Origin of the sequence: Sporofaciens musculi (assembly GCF_009830285.1) — a bacterium.
Lineage (GTDB): Bacteria > Bacillota > Clostridia > Lachnospirales > Lachnospiraceae > Sporofaciens > Sporofaciens musculi.
Window position 1 is genome coordinate 1,432,804 of sequence record NZ_WUQX01000001.1, and the last position, 15,513, is coordinate 1,448,316.

Consider the following 15,513-nt stretch of genomic DNA (forward strand, 5'->3'; position numbering starts at 1 on the left):
ATGAATGTTCTGTTTGACTCGTTCCCAGAGACGGTAGAAGTTCAGGGAAAGAAGTATAAAATTGTGACGGATTTCCGAGAATGGATTAAATTCTCGGAACTGCTGAGGTGTACAGAACAGTTTAATATAAGGATATTAGATATGATTCTGGAATGGTATATAGATGCTCGGCCGGATGATATTGCGGCGGCCCTCACCGCTTTGCAAAAGTTTCTTAGTGCAGAAGAAATGAATCCAGAGGGGAATGAACAGACTGCCCAAGGCTGGGAGGATGATATAGAGGGTAGAGCTGAATCATCAGTAGAGGCTTTCTCTTTCGGACAGGATGCACTTTGTATCTACAGTGCGTTTATGGAAGTATATGGGATTGATATTGAAACGATTCCATATATGCATTGGTGGAAATTTCTTGTGCTGTTCTGGGGGCTTCCGTCTAGTACGGAGATTAAGGAGCGTATCCATTACAGGACGGTTGATCTGACGTCAATCAAAAATAAGGAAGAACGGGAAAGAATCAAAAAAATCCGAAAAAAGATTGTAATCAGGAATTCTCAGCGGAAGATGAACGATTATCAGATTGGAGATGTGTTTGGATGATAGGGGATTTTCAGCTACCGCGTTTTCCAATGGTGAAAAAATGGTATACTTGTCCGCATTGCGGTAAGAATCTGCTGATCTATGATAATACAGCAAAATGCTGTGGAATCTATATTCGGTGCAGACAGTGCAAAAGAACAGTAGAAGTAAGGATTTGAGCATTTGTGAGCCTGTGAGCCGTGCAGTCCTGTCGATTAGGAGGATTGTATGGCTGACGGACATTTGAATTTTGATACAAAGATAAATACAGACGGTTTTAACAAAGGGCTTTCTGCCATCGGGAGGCTGGTAAAAGGCGCGGGAAGTCAGGTGTCTGCGCTTGGGAAGTCCTTCCTGCCAGTGACGGCTGCCGTCACTGGAGTGGGGGCCGCCGCGGCAAAAACCACCATAGATTTCACGAAACTCTATGAGAGTACAATGGTCGTTTTTGAAAAAATGCTGGGCGGGAAGAATGCGGCGAATGAGTTGTATGACAGCCTGCTTTCCATTGCGAAGGCTTCAACGTTTTCGCAGGAAGCGTTTCTGACAGCGGGCAAGAAGCTGGTCGGCATGGGGGTGAATGCCCAGGATACGACAAAATACATGCAGGCCATTACGGACGCCGTAGCCGGTTTTGGAGGTACGTCAGAGAATCTTACCAATGTAGCGGAGAATTTTGCCAAGATATCCACGGCAGGACGCTTGAGTATGGAAGATGTGAATATGCTCAGTGACAATGGAATCCAGGCATTGAAGATTCTGGGGAATCAGTATGGAAAGACGACGGATGAGATTCGGGATATGATTTCCGATGGCGCGATTCCCGCGAAAGATGCCATGGATAAGCTGGCCGGAGGGATTGAAGAAGGTACGGATGGAGTCAATGGCATGACGGCCGCCATGAAAGGCATGTCGCTGGCTATGAAGGGGAAGACACTGACGGGGGCACTGGATTCTCTGAACAGTGGATTTCGGGCCTTTGCACTCAATCTGACAGGGATTAATCCCACATTGAAGGAAAATGACGAAGGATATGAGGAAAGCACGAAACGTCTGCAGCAATTAACGGCAGCAATTTCTACTGTGGCGGGCATACTGCCATCCCTGTCATCTCTGTTTACCAGTGTCACGGAAGGTGTCGGGATTCTGCTGGAAAAATTAGTCGGCGCCAATGTGGCTTTTGATGAGGCGTCTGGCAAGTGGCAGAATGTCGGAGGGATCCTTGGGACGATCCAGGAGAAGCTTGAGGATATAGAACCAGAGAAGCTGCGACAGATTGGAGATGTGATCCTGGGGATGGCTGCGGCTGGGGCTGTGCTTCCTGTCGTGGGCGGCGGGATCGCCAAAGTCGGTAATGCAGTGGATTTGTTGGGGCAGGTTATTGCACCTGTGGAAAAGGGAGTTACTGGGCTTCCGGATATATTTAAACGCACGGGAAGCGATATGAAAACTGCAGCAAAAAGTTTTGGAAATTTAAAGGACGCAATCTTACTTCCCCTTTCAGATATACCAGAAGGGATGAGAGAGTTGTGGGAGACGGGGCCAGGGGGTAAGATGATAGATGCCCTGTCAGGGGTCTCTGGAAAAATGACCGAGGAATTTGGAAAGATCGGGCCGACGCTACAAAGTAAATTTCCAGGGATATCTTCTGCATTATCGGATATGAGTTCTTATCTTGGGACCTGGGGCGGTAAGGTAGGGGAAGCGTTCCAGGGAGTTGTAAAAAGCGTTGGGAATTTTGCCCCAGGATTTATCGGTATGTTGAAATTCGGTGTGATTGCTGGTGCGCTGGTTGCAGGACTTGGATTACTGCAGGGACAGTTTGGCGAGCAGATAGTTGCATTTTTGCAGACGGCGGCAGAAAAAGGACCCGAAGTAATCACACAGTTCTGTAATGGTATTTCCAGTAATCTGCCATCGTTAATTGCCCAGGGAGCCATATTGATCCAGAATTTGCTGCAGGCAATCACGGCCAATATTCCCGCAGTTATTTCGGGTGGCGTGCAGATCATTGCCAGCCTGGTGACAGGGATTGCACAGCAGTTACCAATACTTGTGCCGATGGCGATTCAGATGATTTTGACGATTGTTCAGTCCTTATTGCAGAATCTACCGCAATTAATCAGTGCAGGGCTGCAGCTTGTAATGGGGCTTGGTCAGGGGTTAATCAATGCGATTCCTCTGTTGATTTCTGCGGCGCCGGTAATTATCCGGACACTTGTTACAGGTATTGTGCAGAATCTTCCCAATATTATTTTGGTCGGGATTCAGCTATTGCTTGCGCTAGTGAATGGGGTTGTCCAAGCGATTCCACAACTGCTTGCCCTGATACCTGAGGTATTTTCAGCTTTTGTGGAAGGTATTTTGAGTGTGGACTGGCTGAGCGTTGGGAAGCAGATATTGACTGCTATCGTTGACGGGATTAAGAGTATTGGAACGAGCCTGTGGGACGCAGTTACAGAAATATTTGATGATGGGGAAAATGAAGCAGAAGAAAAAGGACGGAATGCAGGTCAAAAATATGCGCAGGGTGTAGAGAGCACAACTGTTGAGGCACAAACTTCTGCTGCGGCTGTGGCTACAGCGGCAACGGATTCATTTGTGTTCACTATGGATTCTAATGGGGAGTTGGTCAACCAGGCGACCTGGAATATGGGAAATACTGCAAATAACGGATTGCAGATGGCTAATGTTCCAGGAGCCTTCAGTATGAACGCACAAGATGCGGCGAATGGGTTGATTACTACCTTGAATGTAAATGACATGGGTGCATTTTCGGCGGCGCAGTTAATTGGAACGGCGGCAAACTCTGGAATTGGTGCGGCTAATATGGGGGGCGCATTTTCCAATGAAGGCACGCAGGCGGGACAGGAACTAAGTTCTTCGTTAAGTGGGCAGACAGGAGCTGTTTCCGCTGCTGCAAGCCAGGTCGCTGGGTCAGCGGAAAGTTCTTTATCAAATGTAAATTTAAGCGGTTCATATTCCAATGTCGGCCTGCAGGCCATGCAGAGCTTAGCGGGATCCATCACTTCGTCCAGCCCACAGGTGAACAGTGCAGGAAAAGCCGCTGCTATGGCAGCCATAACCGGTCTGACTTCTGGAAGGATGCCGGATAAGGCAAAACAGGAAGGGACAAAGTTTATCCAGGCTCTTTCATCGTCAGTCAGATCTGGAGCCGGGACGGTGAGGGCTGCTGTCACTGCCGTTATGAATGCGGCGAAAGCGGCAGCTAACGACCTGTCCGGATCCGGATATTCTGCCGGGCAGATGTTCAGCGCCGGGATAGCAAACGGGATTCTTTCCGGGCAGAGCAGTATCGCCGCTGCGGCCGCACAAGTTGCCAATGCGGCAGTCCAGGCGGCAAAGCAAAACCTGGATATCAACAGCCCATCGAAAGTCGGGGCGTCGATCGGTGAAATGTTTGATTCCGGGATTGCAAAAGGTATTGGCGGAAATATAACCGGGATTCTTGACAGTGTGGGAAGGATGACGGGAGCCATTGAAAACGGGACCGTGTCGGCGTTGAATGCCCTTCAGAGGCAGGCAATACAGGGAATGATGGGTACGGCTGGTGGAAGCGGCGTATCTTATGGCCGGAGCCAGGGGCAGGCGGCAGACAGGCAGGTGCTGCCCGTGTATGTACAGACGAAAGCGACCCTGGTGCTGCAGGATGGCCGGGTGATTGCGGACGTGACGACGCCTTATGTGGACGCAAACATCGGCAATAACGTGGTAAAGAAAGGACGGTACCTTAAATGAGAAAAATAGAAGGGGTGTTATTGAATGACATCCACACTTACAAGGATCTGGGGCTTCGCCTTCTCGGAATACAGATTGATCCGGCTGATCCGAAGCTGGAAACGGTATCTGTCCCTATGTCCAGTAGCCGGCTGAATCTTGCAAAGTTCTTAAACCCGGATATTCAGTATGAATGGCGGAATATCGTATTAAGTTTTGATAAGCGGGATGATTATCATATGTGGGCTTTTCATGGTTCAAATATAAAGAACCTGTTCCACGGCCAGGAAGTGCAGCTGATCCTGGACTCTGACAAGGGATTTTATTATACCGGTACTGCAATCATTGAGACCAGTAAGGAAAATAATGTGTTTTGTGATTATCTTGTAACACTGGAAGCAGATCCATATAAGTATGAACGTTTCAGCAGTCTGGAACCGTGGGTCTGGGATGTATTTCCGTTCAATGGCGGTATCATCCGTAATTATAGGGATTTGGAAGTAAATGGAACTATGACATTGCTGATACCGGGACGACGGAAAAAGGTTGTTCCGGTATTTGATTGTTCTTCGGCTATGTCGTTAGGTTACGGCGGTCAGACTTATTATCTTCCGGCTGGCCGGTCTAAACTTTTAGATTTGCAATTAGGTGAGGGGGAGCATTTCCTGACCTTCCGAGGAACAGGAAAGGTGAGTGTTGACTACAGGGGGGGCGAGTTTATAATGTATCAGATTTTTTGCGACAATTCACTCTTATATGATCCCAGGGACGAAGACAATCCCATTTTAACCGGGAAGGTGAGTTTGACGGTGAATGCAACGGGGGGAGCTGACATTTTCCCTGCCGCCCATGCACAAGGGGATCGACCTGATCCGTAAGCTGAGCTCCGTGGTGCAGGTCTACGATGGTGGGGAACTCCTGTATGAAGGACGGGTGCTGGATTCCAAGTCCGATATGTACCATACAGTTACTTATACCTGCGAAGGCTCTCTTGCATACCTGTTGGACAGTATCCAACATCCCAAGGCATATCATAACCTGACACCGGCATCCTACCTAAACGACAAGCTCATACAGCATAACAGCCAGGTGGGTGCCGAGAAGCGCTTCCTTCTGGGAACCGTAGAAAAGCAGACTATGAATTATGACGCCAGGGAGGATAACCAGTATACCAATACCCTGGATACTATTATGGATAAGCTGGTGGACAGCAACGGTGGGTATCTTAGGGTAAGAAAGCAAGGGGATGACCGTTATCTGGATTATCTGGAATCTTATCACCGGACCTCCGGCCAGGTCATCCGGTTCGGGGAAAATATCCTGGACCTGACTGAGCACATCAGCGCGGAAAATGTAATTACCGTCCTAATTCCTCTCGGTAAGGCGGCAGAGGGGGAGAACAGGGAAGGCGGAAAACGGCTGACCATTGAATCCGTAAATGGTGGTAAGGACTACCTGGAAGATTTGGAAGCGGTTGCCTTATATGGCCGGATTGTCGGGACTAAGAACTGGGATGATGTGACGGTGCCGGCAAATTTAAAAACAAAAGGACAGGAATATCTGGCAGGCGCCCGCAATCTTACCGCCACGATTGAACTGACAGCCATTGACCTGCATCTGGTTGATGTGGACATAGACCGGATCAGATTAGGCGATATGATCCGCGTAGTATCACCGCCCCACAAGCTGGATAAATACATGATGGTATCCAAACGGGAATACAATCTTGTGAATCCGCAGGAGGATAAGATTGTGCTAGGCGATACCATAGCAGCCCTGACCGAAAAGCAGGTGGCTCTGCAGAAAAACATGGAGAAGCAGAAGCACTTTTCTGCCTCCGTGGAAGAAGTCCGCGGAAGTGTATCTATTTTGGCAGGAGAGGTTGATTCTGCAAAACAGGATGTGTCTGCGCTGGGAGGAAAGGTGCAAACCTTGGAGGGGAATTCTTCGGATGTACAGAAAACCCTGCAGGGTATCCATAACAGCCTGACAGCCCAGGAAGAAAAAATAAAGGGAATGAGAGAGGATATCCATGAGGATCGGGACCGGTTTAATGCGCTTGAGAGGGCAGACCAGCAAGCTGCGGAAACGACACAGGGGATTCTCGACCGCCTGGGGACTTTAGAGGGAGCTAAGCAGAATTTAGAAGAAAGGATACAGGGGATACTTACCAGGTTAGAGGCCCTGGAGGGAGGTGCATAGAAGTGACAGAGGCATTAGAACAACGGATCAGGGCATTGATACAGGAATTCCGTACTGCCATATATGGGGAGGAGGTCCGGAGGACTTATGCGGATATCGCAGAATTGGTCTGTATCGACGCAGTAAAAAAGGCGGATTATGCCACAGCTCAGGGAGATTATGCAAAGGCCCAGGGGAATTATGCGAAGACCCAGGGCGACTATGCAAAGGCCCAGGGCAACCAGGCAAGGGACCAGACAGCGGAGAACATTGCGGCGATTCATTTGGCCATGCAGCAGATACAGAATGAGTTTGGGGATATTAAGGATGTCATTAACGATACAGAGAATGGTTCCTTACTGTTAGAGATTAAAGGTCTTTTAAGCGATATGTACCGGATTGCTACAGATGCGGATATTGACCGCATTATTGCAGGCTCTTATGTGGATGAGGATGATGAAGGCTCTATCTTTGATGTGGCAAGCGAACAGGATATTGATGATATCATAAGCGGCAGCTACGTGGATATACCAGCATCCGAGGAAGTCATAGAGGATGCAGAGCTTCGGGCGATTGTAGAGCAGTCATTTTAGGTGTAAAGGAAGGTGAAGAAAAATGGCAAGAAAGATAGATATTGAACATCTGAACACCTTTACCGCATATCTGGCAGAGACGATCTACAACATATTTGTCCGGAAGCAGTTTGGCAAGGGATTATCCGAGAACGATTATACAGACGAAGAAAAGGTGAAGCTGTCCGGTATTGCAGAGGGTGCAAACCGGACGGTTACAGATGTAGTCTTAAATATTACCTCTGAGAATCCCATCCAGAATAAGGCTGTGAAAGCAGAGGCGGACAGGCTGCAAGGTGAAATAAACCAAAAAGTTCCATCCTCCCGTACTGTCAATGGGCACGCCTTAACAGGGAATATTTCACTGACAGCGGCAGACGTAGGGGCAGATGCAAGCGGCTCGGCGGCAAGCGCTTTAGGCTCTGCCAAATCTTATACGGATAAAAAGATTGTGGATTTAATCGGGGGCGCGCCGGAAACACTGGATACGTTGAAAGAGGTAGCAGACGCACTTGCGGCAAATCATGATGTCGTGGAAGCATTGGACGCGGCGATTGGCACAAAGGCCAGTGCAGAAGCCTTACAGGCGCATACCAATAGCCAATCGAATCCCCATAAAGTGACCAAGGAGCAGGTCGGCCTTGGCAATGTAGAGGATAAGACGGGCGCTGAGATCCGTGGTGAGATGACCAAAGCGGAGGTTGAGAAGGCATTAGGGTATACGCCTTCCGCAATTACAAATGTTCCAGATGTTGCGACCAACGACCAAACGCCGACATTTACCCAAGCAGCCGGAAGGGCGAATATAGCCAGCGGGGAGAAGCTGAGCACAATATTAGGTAAAATCATGAAATGGTATGCTGATTTTAAAGCGGTTGCTTTTTCTGGAAGTTATAATGACCTGAGTAACCGGCCAAGTATTCCGGCGGCGGTAGCCGTAAAAGGAAACGCGGAGTCAAGTTACCGGACAGGGAATGTGAACCTGACACCGGAAAATTTGGGCGCTGCGTCGGCAAGCCACAGCCATACCGCGGGGCAAGTGTCGGGATTGCCTTCATCGCTTCCGGCCAACGGAGGGACGGCGAATTATGCGAACTATTTAAATGCGGTTAATATACCAGCCAATGCCAACCTTAACAGCTACACAACACCAGGATTTTATTATTGCCCGGCCAATGCAACGGTGGCAACCTTATCAAACCGCCCGACGGGTAACGCTTTCTTTATGATAGTTGGGAAACATGCGGGGACATTCCAGCTCGTGGTGGAGTATATGGCATCTGGGTTTAAAGCCTATATGCGCAATTATTATAACGGTACCTGGGGAGTATGGGCGAGGATATATACCACCATAGACAAGCCGTCCACAGGGGATATCGGGGCTGCGGCATCAGGGCATACACATGGGGCTGCGACACAGTCTGCTAATGGTTTGATGTCAGCAGCGGATAAGAAAAAGCTGGATGGGATTGCCCTGGAGGAAACCCCGGAAGCGGATATTGACAAGATAATAGCGGGTACATATGCCTAGAAAGAGAGGAGATAAAAGGAAATGAAAGTCATAACAACAAACCGTCTGAATCGGTTCTGGAAGAATGGGGTTCTGCCGATTAAGAATTCCCTGGCGAGCAAGCTGAATACGGCCAATGTGGTGAATAATCTGCTTACGACACAGGCGGGATATGCGTTGGATGCCCGCCAGGGGAAAACGTTGGATGATAAGATTACTGCATTAAATAGTAAATCTACACAGACACTTACACAAACCATTAATGGTTTAAGCTGCAAATTTTATTTCACTAAAGTGGGAAAAACTGTACAATGCGCTATAGATGCGGTAGGCTCGTTGTCTTCTAACGATGCTGGCACAAATGGCGTTATCCCAGAAGCCTATCGTCCAATTTATACTTCCCGAATAATTGCCAAAAATATATCAGGTGGTGCCGAGTGCGGCACAACTCAATATAGGATAGGTAAAGATGGCCGTGTTGATATTGCATCCGGTGAAACAAGAAACGTTGAACGATATGTAACTGCTTGTTGGCTTACTAATTAATTTCACCGGCAGCGATCCACGTTATTTCGTAACCCTGGCCCACGATATTACCTTCAGGATCCATAACATATACATTACAACCGGTTTTCGTAATATCCTTTACGCTACAACCTAGCCTTACATCAATAGCGTTGGTCTGATAATTTAAAATGCTTGCAACCACATGAGGTACAGTTTTATACGCCTGGGGGAAATTGATCGGGGCGACCCGAAAATATCCATTTACATTTTGTGTAGTTACTCGGCCAGACTGAACATATTGTTTCTTCAAATTACTATTTAGTGCAGTAAGGAAAAAAAGAAAGGAAGAAATTTAATGAAAGAGATTAGAGCAGACCCATGAGGTCTTATTTTTTACCCTGAATAAATTTTTAGTAAAGGAGGCCGTAAAATGATTAAAATAGTATTCAAAAACGGGCGCGTGGACGAATGGTCCAAAGAAGAATATAGCGATTATAAGTACGATGGAAAATGTTTTATCGTGATTAAAGATAACCAATGGATCGGGTTTTACAATATGGATAGCGTTACATCTATTACAATCAAATAATAACAGGAAAGGAATAAAAGATATGAAAATTAAACTTATTGACGGATCTGTATATGATGTAGTTCGTGCAGAGGTAACCAATGGCCGGTTGGAGTTAGACTTCCAGAATAAGACGGCGGAAGAACTTCAGGACACATTTTCTGTACCGGCCTTGCTCACAAACATTGAACTGTTGACAGACACAGAGGACAAAACAGGTGATGTTCCTGGTTGGACAGTATATGGCGGTGTGATGACCCTGGGTGATATAAAGACGGTGATTCTTACCAAATCTGTAAATGTGACAGAACAGCGGTTGGCAGATGCAGAGGCCAACGCTATCGCGGCCAATTCCGTTGCAGAAGTAGCGAAAACAATGTCTTCAGAAACGGCTACACAGGTAACGGATCTGCAGATGGCAATTTGTGAACTATATGAAGGGATGGAGGTGTAAGATATGAGTTCCATGGCGAAAGTATATGCGATTCTGGTGCGTAAGGGAGAAAAGACAATAGACCAGGTACCGGAAAAGTTAATGGCAGAAGTGCAGCAGATTCTTAACTAGGAGAGTGAGAAAATTGGTTAAGGCGTTGCTGTTTTTCTTTGTAAGAAAAATATTCAGAGAGGAGGTAAACGAAGTGGCCGTAATTTATGCAACCCTGATTGTGAAGGGGAAAAAGACATTTGACCAGGTGCCGGAAAGAATCCAGGCGCAGGTAAAGGAGATTCTGTCTGATCTGGATGTGCCGGAACTTGCAGAGTAAGAAATAGGGCGGCTTTATGGCTGCCCCGCAAAAGGAGGTTAATTCCGATGCAGCAATTTATTATGAGTATCTGCACGACGGCAATGCCAATCGTGCTTGGATATATCGTCTGGCTGCTCAAAAACCAGAAAAAGGACCGAGACGCAAACAGCAAAGGCACCATGCTGCTTTTAAGGGTCCAGCTAATAGAATATCATGACAGGTATGTAGCATTAAAGCATATCCCTTCGTATGCCTTAGATAACTTTATTGAGATGTACGAGGCATACCATGATTTAGGTGGAAATGGCATGGTAACTGAGATGTATAAGGAAGTACTGGAACTTGAGATTAGAAAGTAATGAAAGGAAGGTAAAATCATGGATCTTACGTACTTATTTGACTATGTAAACTTATTAACTCTGGGGATTTGTCTGTGTGTGGGTTATTCCCTCAAGACGGCGTTTGTCTGGTTCCCCAATAAATATATCCCGTTGGCGGCACTAACGATGGGGGGAATCATTAATAGCCTGACTAATCTGGAAACCGGAATTAATGCGGCGGTCGTACTTGGCGGGATGATTTCTGGTCTGGCCAGTACGGGATTGTATGAGATGATGCGGAATCTGTTAAATAGGGATGGTAGTTTACCAGGTATGCCAGATAGAAAATAGAGATTGCCAGAAGAACGGCAGAATGATAATATAGTAGAGAGATAACCGTGTTACAGGGTGGTAGCCTCCCGTACTTTGAGAAAAGAAGGGAGGTGATGCAGATGAGTACATACGAAGTTTTAAGCCTGTTATTTTTAGGCGGTTCGTTCCTCGTTGCATTGCTTGCCTACATAGATAGGAATAAAAAGCGAAAATAAATAATCCTACCTTGTGCTTGGCCGTGCAGGTAGGATTATAACTTGCATATGGAGGTCAACCACTTTGTGGGAGGTCATCTCCTTTGTCTGTATTATATGATAAATTGAATGATATTGCAATGTGAAATTTGGAGAGTCCGGGAATTTGAACGGGCTTTCTTTTTTTTGCGCCGGCGCAAGAGCAGGCAGGAAGGAGTAGATTATGAGTTGTACCGTTGACCAGCTAATGGATAAATGCAAGCAGGCGCTAAAAGAAGATTGGCAGTATGTCTATGGTGCAAAAGGAACCATATTGAGCAGGGCGCAGATTGATGCATTACGGAATCTGTACGGAAGTAATTGTGTATGGTGGTCAGACAGCAATAAGGCAGGACACAAATGCTGTGATTGCAGCGGACTGATTACGACAGCGACGGGAGTTATGCGTGGGTCTGCGCAGTATAAATCTACAGCATTAGAGTGTTATCCCATCAGTCAGCGCAAAGCAAATATGCGCGGATGGGCGGTATGGATGGAGGGCCATATTGGTGTATATGACGGCAATGGTGGATATTATGCAATGGACGGAAGCGCCAGAAACATGGTTCATTATCCACTGTCAAAGAATAAGTTTACACATATCATTAAGCTGTGCGACGTGGATTATGGAAATGGAGTTAGCACAAATAAGGTGCCATCTGCGATCGCCAGCGGTGGCTCTTATAATGCGATCGTGAATTTTATGTATTCTGTCCGGATTGAGGATGGAAGGATTCTGCCAGAGGTAACGAATCTGAATGATTATGCAGGCATCCGAGGAAAACGGATTACGGATATAGCAATCCGCTGTGACAAAGGAAGTTTATGGTATCAGGTACATATCCTTGGAGGCGATTGGCTTCCGAAAGTATCCGGCTGTGACTGGATGGAGCCGGAGAACGGTTTTGCTGGTGACAATAAAGTAATTGATGCCGTAAGGGTATACTATAACACCCCTCACGATATCGTGAGTAGCCAAGGATACCAGCAGGCACAATACAGAACCAGCCAGATTAACCTGGGCTACGGTAAGTGGCAGTACGACGATGAAACCCAAAATGGGCAGAATGGATTTACAGGAAGTTTTGGAACGGCGATTGACCGATTCCAGTTGTTTTAATACAAGGCTGAATCCATCAAAATTTGATACAAATCATACCTGAAAATTACAAGTAAAAACGAACGGTTAGTGACACGTTAGCGACAAAATTAACGGAAATACGCCATTTTCGTTGAAAAAATTTAAGAAATTTTTAAGATTTATGTTGAGTTTCTTTTAAGGCGGCTATATTATAGTAACCATGTGAGATACATCAGATAAGATGTAAGCCAGATAACAGATATTTGACAGCAGATAGATCAGGGATGGAGGGATGCTCATGGATACGGAAACCATATTGGTTGTGGATGATAATAGAGAGATTGTGTACTCGATTAGTGAACTGTTAAAATATGAGGGCTATCAGGTAGTCAAGGCTTATGACGGCATGGAGGCATTGGAGGCGCTTGAGAGGGAGAAGATTGATTTAATCCTTCTGGATGTGATGATGCCAAGGCTTAACGGGCTGTCTGCATTGATGAAGCTGCGGGAGAAAAGCAGAATACCGGTGATTATTCTGTCGGCTAAGACCGAGGAGAGCGACAAGGTGTCAGGGCTTGTTCTGGGGGCGGATGATTATGTGGAGAAGCCTTATCAGCCGGCTGAGCTGACGGCGAGAATCAAGGCCCATCTGCGGCGGTATCATGCCTGGGGGGAAGAAAAGCCCAAGGCGGATGAAGACCGGATTGTCAACGGAGGGCTGGTGCTGGATAAGAAGCAGCGGGTAGTGATTGTGGAGGGTGAGGAGGTTCGCCTGACCGCCACAGAATACAAGATATTAGAGCTTCTCATGGAGCATCCGGGACAGATTTTTCCGGCTGAGCAGATTTATGAGATGGTGTGGAAGGAGCAGGCGGATTATGCGGTGGAGAATACGGTTATGGTGCATATCCGCCATATCCGAGAGAAGGTGGAAATTGATTCAAAGAAACCAAGATATGTAAAGGTGGTGTGGGGCATTGGATACAAGATGGAAAAATATAGTTAATAAGATTTACATTTTCTTTAAGAAAAACCAAATTCCCATATCGGGGTTGGTTCTAACGGCTTTTGGAGTGTTTGTTTTGGGTGTGATGATTGCTTATCGCCGTTCATATTCCACTGAAACAGTCCTGATGGTTGGGATATTGGGAAACGGTTGTCTGGGCTATGGGCTTAAGCTTCTTCTGAAACGGTATATGGAGAAACGGTATCAAGACTGGCGTGGGCAGATAGAGCATGATTATGAGGAATGGAAACAGAGAGAGTCTCTTTCGTTTAAGCGTCTTAATAAAGTTGGAATGGTCTGCGCTTTGGCGGCAGTCTGGTATCTGTACGACCTTGTCTGCGGCGACGGTACTTGGGGCGGGCTGAGCAGAGGATGGTATCATAATTTTTCGACTGGATATGTGATGCTCATGACGGTCTTGCTTCAGTTTATGCTGGCTTCGCGGGCGGTAGGAAGCTTCTGGCGCGGGGAAATGGACGGTGTGATGGCGCGGATGGACGAGCGTTTACAGGCGCGGCTTAAGGAAGCGTTGGAAATCGAAAGGAAAAGTCTTGAGAAGGTTTCAAGAAGCGACCAGCTTAGGGTGGACTTGATTACCAACGTGTCCCATGATTTAAAGACGCCCCTTACTTCCATCGTCGGTTATGTTGAGTTGATTAAGAAGGAGGAGTTAAGCGACGTTGTGCGGGATTATATTGATGTGATTTCGGCGCGGACGGAGAAGCTTAAGGAGATGATTAACAGCCTGTTTTCACTGGCAAAGGCCAGCAGCGGCAATGTGAAGCTGCACAAAGAAAATTTTGAGGTAAACCGGCTGATCGAGCAGATTTTTGCAGACATGGACGACAGGGTGAAGGAGAGTGACCTTAAGTTTGTGGTTAAGCTTACGGAGGAGGATACGAAGATTTATTCGGACAATACGTATTTTTACCGTATCTGCCAGAATTTGATTGAGAATGTGCTGAAATATTCTGCGAAAGGAACCCGTGCGTTTGTGAGGACATATTTGAAAGGCGAGCCGGAGGGTGAGGATGAGCGCCGTATCTGCATAGAGATTACCAACACGGCTGGGTATTTTATGGATTTTACAAAGGAGGATATTGTGGAACGGTTTGCACGGGGGGACAAGGAGAGAACCAGCGAGGGAAATGGACTTGGGCTGGCGATTGTGAGTACCTATGCGAAGGCGTTAGGCGGAGAGTTTGATATCAGGATAGACTGCGACCAGTTTAAGGCTTGTCTGGAATTTGAGCTGTGAAATTTCGGGTAGTTTTGGAAAGTATATAATGTCACACAGCTTAATGATATGTGTAAACTTATTCTTGGATAATGGGTAGTGTACCATGTTCCTTGCGCTGCCGTCCATGGCGTAATAATCGCTTTTCCCATCATATACCCCGATATGTCCCTTCATCCAGACCGCCCATCCGCGCATATTTGATTCGCGCTGGCTGAAGGGATAACACTCTAATACCGTGGATTTATACTGAACAGACCCACGCATAACTCCCGTCGCTGTCGTAATCAGTCCGCTGCAATCCAAATTTTACATTGCAATATCATTCAATTTATCATTTATCATTCTGCCGTTCTTCTGGCAATTTTTATTTTCTATCCGGCATACCTGGTAAACTCCCATCCCTATTCAACAGATTCCCCATCATCTCATACAATCCCGTACTGGCCAGACCAGAGATCATACTGCCAAGCACAACCATTTAACTATATAAAGATCTTCAGGCATTGATATCAAATCGCAACAATCTAAAATCTTATCACCTTGCGTCCTGTTGTCCTTGACAGGAAGAAGCGGTTTACGGATAGTTGCTTCTGGAAGGCTTGATAGAAATGCGAGGTTTTTTTCTTACGAGTATATTCATTTTTTTACATCACCTCCTGCTCTGGAATCTTTGGTTTCAAAAACATATTTTTTTGCTGACAAAAATTTGCGTAATCCCTTTGTCTGCAAGATATTTCTTTATTTCCAAATTTGTTTGCATATATTCGCCTCGAATCACAATATTATTGAGGCTAGTTGTAATATACTACAATAATATTGTGAATTTAACAGTTTGTCTAAAAACATCTCAAGAATTTTGTGATTTTATGTTTACATTTTCTAAATAATATTGTACTATTTGG

General features: G+C 46.4%; 19 protein-coding genes. 17 read left to right on the forward strand and 2 right to left on the reverse strand.

The features are described from left to right. The 7 genes from GN277_RS07110 (at position 1) to GN277_RS07140 (ending at position 9,123) form a co-directional block, all read left to right on the forward strand. Positions 1-597 (forward strand): Gp15 family bacteriophage protein, encoded by a 597-nt coding sequence (locus GN277_RS07110; protein WP_159750466.1) that lies wholly within the window; start codon positions 1-3, stop codon positions 595-597. A gap of 207 nt (positions 598-804) precedes the next feature. Next, positions 805-4,335 carry a tape measure protein gene (locus tag GN277_RS07115; protein ID WP_159750467.1) on the forward strand — a complete coding sequence of 1,177 codons (3,531 nt, stop codon included), beginning with the start codon at positions 805-807 and terminating at the stop codon, positions 4,333-4,335. Further along, a complete protein-coding gene (locus GN277_RS07120) occupies positions 4,332-5,192 on the forward strand; it encodes a mtfA protein (RefSeq protein ID WP_159750468.1) in 861 nt (286 codons plus the stop codon). Before GN277_RS07115 ends, GN277_RS07120 begins: the two co-directional genes overlap by 4 nt. Then, positions 5,128-6,516 carry a phage tail protein gene (locus GN277_RS07125; protein WP_159750469.1) on the forward strand — a complete coding sequence of 463 codons (1,389 nt, stop codon included), beginning with the start codon at positions 5,128-5,130 and terminating at the stop codon, positions 6,514-6,516. The genes GN277_RS07120 and GN277_RS07125 overlap by 65 nt, the downstream gene beginning before the upstream one ends. Before the next feature lie 2 nt (positions 6,517-6,518). Next, complete coding sequence (locus GN277_RS07130) at positions 6,519-7,088, forward strand: hypothetical protein (RefSeq protein ID WP_159750470.1); 570 nt, start codon at positions 6,519-6,521, stop codon at positions 7,086-7,088. Positions 7,089-7,110: 22 nt separating this feature from the next. Beyond that, positions 7,111-8,598, forward strand: a complete 1,488-nt coding sequence (locus GN277_RS07135) for a pyocin knob domain-containing protein (RefSeq protein ID WP_159750471.1) — start codon at positions 7,111-7,113, stop codon at positions 8,596-8,598. Between the two features lie 21 nt (positions 8,599-8,619). Then, on the forward strand, positions 8,620-9,123 hold the full coding sequence (locus tag GN277_RS07140) for a hypothetical protein (protein ID WP_159750472.1): 504 nt from the start codon (positions 8,620-8,622) through the stop codon (positions 9,121-9,123). Here GN277_RS07140 and GN277_RS32385 read toward each other — a convergent pair. Continuing rightward, positions 9,116-9,394, reverse strand: a complete 279-nt coding sequence (locus GN277_RS32385; protein WP_159750473.1) for an H-type lectin domain-containing protein — start codon at positions 9,392-9,394, stop codon at positions 9,116-9,118. The genes GN277_RS07140 and GN277_RS32385 overlap by 8 nt on opposite strands. 120 nt (positions 9,395-9,514) lie before the next feature. Here GN277_RS32385 and GN277_RS07150 point away from each other — a divergent pair, with 120 nt between their 5' ends. From GN277_RS07150 to GN277_RS07190, 10 genes are all read left to right on the forward strand, one after another. Continuing rightward, complete coding sequence (locus tag GN277_RS07150; protein WP_159750474.1) at positions 9,515-9,673, forward strand: hypothetical protein; 159 nt, start codon at positions 9,515-9,517, stop codon at positions 9,671-9,673. Positions 9,674-9,695: 22 nt separating this feature from the next. After that, complete coding sequence (locus GN277_RS07155) at positions 9,696-10,106, forward strand: hypothetical protein (protein ID WP_159750475.1); 411 nt, start codon at positions 9,696-9,698, stop codon at positions 10,104-10,106. Positions 10,107-10,109: 3 nt separating this feature from the next. Next, on the forward strand, positions 10,110-10,217 hold the full coding sequence (locus GN277_RS07160; protein ID WP_159750476.1) for a CD1375 family protein: 108 nt from the start codon (positions 10,110-10,112) through the stop codon (positions 10,215-10,217). A 4-nt stretch (positions 10,218-10,221) separates the two neighbouring features. After that, a complete protein-coding gene (locus GN277_RS07165; protein WP_456300589.1) occupies positions 10,222-10,416 on the forward strand; it encodes a CD1375 family protein in 195 nt (64 codons plus the stop codon). 47 nt (positions 10,417-10,463) lie between these two features. Continuing rightward, entirely contained in the window at positions 10,464-10,757 is a 294-nt protein-coding gene (locus GN277_RS07170; RefSeq protein ID WP_159750478.1) for a hypothetical protein, read from the forward strand. Positions 10,758-10,775: 18 nt separating this feature from the next. Further along, complete coding sequence (locus GN277_RS07175; RefSeq protein ID WP_159750479.1) at positions 10,776-11,069, forward strand: phage holin family protein; 294 nt, start codon at positions 10,776-10,778, stop codon at positions 11,067-11,069. A 101-nt stretch (positions 11,070-11,170) separates the two neighbouring features. Continuing rightward, on the forward strand, positions 11,171-11,266 hold the full coding sequence (locus tag GN277_RS29985; RefSeq protein WP_244324626.1) for a putative holin-like toxin: 96 nt from the start codon (positions 11,171-11,173) through the stop codon (positions 11,264-11,266). A 202-nt stretch (positions 11,267-11,468) separates the two neighbouring features. Continuing rightward, entirely contained in the window at positions 11,469-12,404 is a 936-nt protein-coding gene (locus tag GN277_RS07180) for a hypothetical protein (protein WP_159750480.1), read from the forward strand. A 259-nt stretch (positions 12,405-12,663) separates the two neighbouring features. After that, the gene (locus tag GN277_RS07185; protein ID WP_159750481.1) at positions 12,664-13,371 is read left to right on the forward strand and encodes a response regulator transcription factor; all 708 of its coding nucleotides are present in this window, start codon (positions 12,664-12,666) and stop codon (positions 13,369-13,371) included. After that, positions 13,343-14,629, forward strand: a complete 1,287-nt coding sequence (locus GN277_RS07190; RefSeq protein WP_244324627.1) for a sensor histidine kinase — start codon at positions 13,343-13,345, stop codon at positions 14,627-14,629. The genes GN277_RS07185 and GN277_RS07190 overlap by 29 nt, the downstream gene beginning before the upstream one ends. Here the strand turns inward: GN277_RS07190 and GN277_RS07195 are convergent. After that, on the reverse strand, positions 14,561-14,914 hold the full coding sequence (locus GN277_RS07195) for a hypothetical protein (protein WP_159750482.1): 354 nt from the start codon (positions 14,912-14,914) through the stop codon (positions 14,561-14,563). The genes GN277_RS07190 and GN277_RS07195 overlap by 69 nt on opposite strands. Between the last annotated feature and the right edge of the window lie 599 nt (positions 14,915-15,513).

What these genes read in the sequence shown, in the direction of transcription:
- GN277_RS07110 (WP_159750466.1), top strand. Translation starts at nt 1, where the DNA reads ATGAATGTTCTGTTTGACTCGTTCCCAGAGACGGTAGAAGTTCAGGGA.
- GN277_RS07115 (WP_159750467.1), top strand. Translation starts at nt 805, where the DNA reads ATGGCTGACGGACATTTGAATTTTGATACAAAGATAAATACAGACGGT.
- GN277_RS07120 (WP_159750468.1), top strand. Translation starts at nt 4,332, where the DNA reads ATGAGAAAAATAGAAGGGGTGTTATTGAATGACATCCACACTTACAAG.
- GN277_RS07125 (WP_159750469.1), top strand. Translation starts at nt 5,128, where the DNA reads ATGCAACGGGGGGAGCTGACATTTTCCCTGCCGCCCATGCACAAGGGG.
- GN277_RS07135 (WP_159750471.1), top strand. Translation starts at nt 7,111, where the DNA reads ATGGCAAGAAAGATAGATATTGAACATCTGAACACCTTTACCGCATAT.
- GN277_RS07140 (WP_159750472.1), top strand. Translation starts at nt 8,620, where the DNA reads ATGAAAGTCATAACAACAAACCGTCTGAATCGGTTCTGGAAGAATGGG.
- GN277_RS07150 (WP_159750474.1), top strand. Translation starts at nt 9,515, where the DNA reads ATGATTAAAATAGTATTCAAAAACGGGCGCGTGGACGAATGGTCCAAA.
- GN277_RS07155 (WP_159750475.1), top strand. Translation starts at nt 9,696, where the DNA reads ATGAAAATTAAACTTATTGACGGATCTGTATATGATGTAGTTCGTGCA.
- GN277_RS07160 (WP_159750476.1), top strand. Translation starts at nt 10,110, where the DNA reads ATGAGTTCCATGGCGAAAGTATATGCGATTCTGGTGCGTAAGGGAGAA.
- GN277_RS07170 (WP_159750478.1), top strand. Translation starts at nt 10,464, where the DNA reads ATGCAGCAATTTATTATGAGTATCTGCACGACGGCAATGCCAATCGTG.
- GN277_RS07175 (WP_159750479.1), top strand. Translation starts at nt 10,776, where the DNA reads ATGGATCTTACGTACTTATTTGACTATGTAAACTTATTAACTCTGGGG.
- GN277_RS29985 (WP_244324626.1), top strand. Translation starts at nt 11,171, where the DNA reads ATGAGTACATACGAAGTTTTAAGCCTGTTATTTTTAGGCGGTTCGTTC.
- GN277_RS07180 (WP_159750480.1), top strand. Translation starts at nt 11,469, where the DNA reads ATGAGTTGTACCGTTGACCAGCTAATGGATAAATGCAAGCAGGCGCTA.
- GN277_RS07185 (WP_159750481.1), top strand. Translation starts at nt 12,664, where the DNA reads ATGGATACGGAAACCATATTGGTTGTGGATGATAATAGAGAGATTGTG.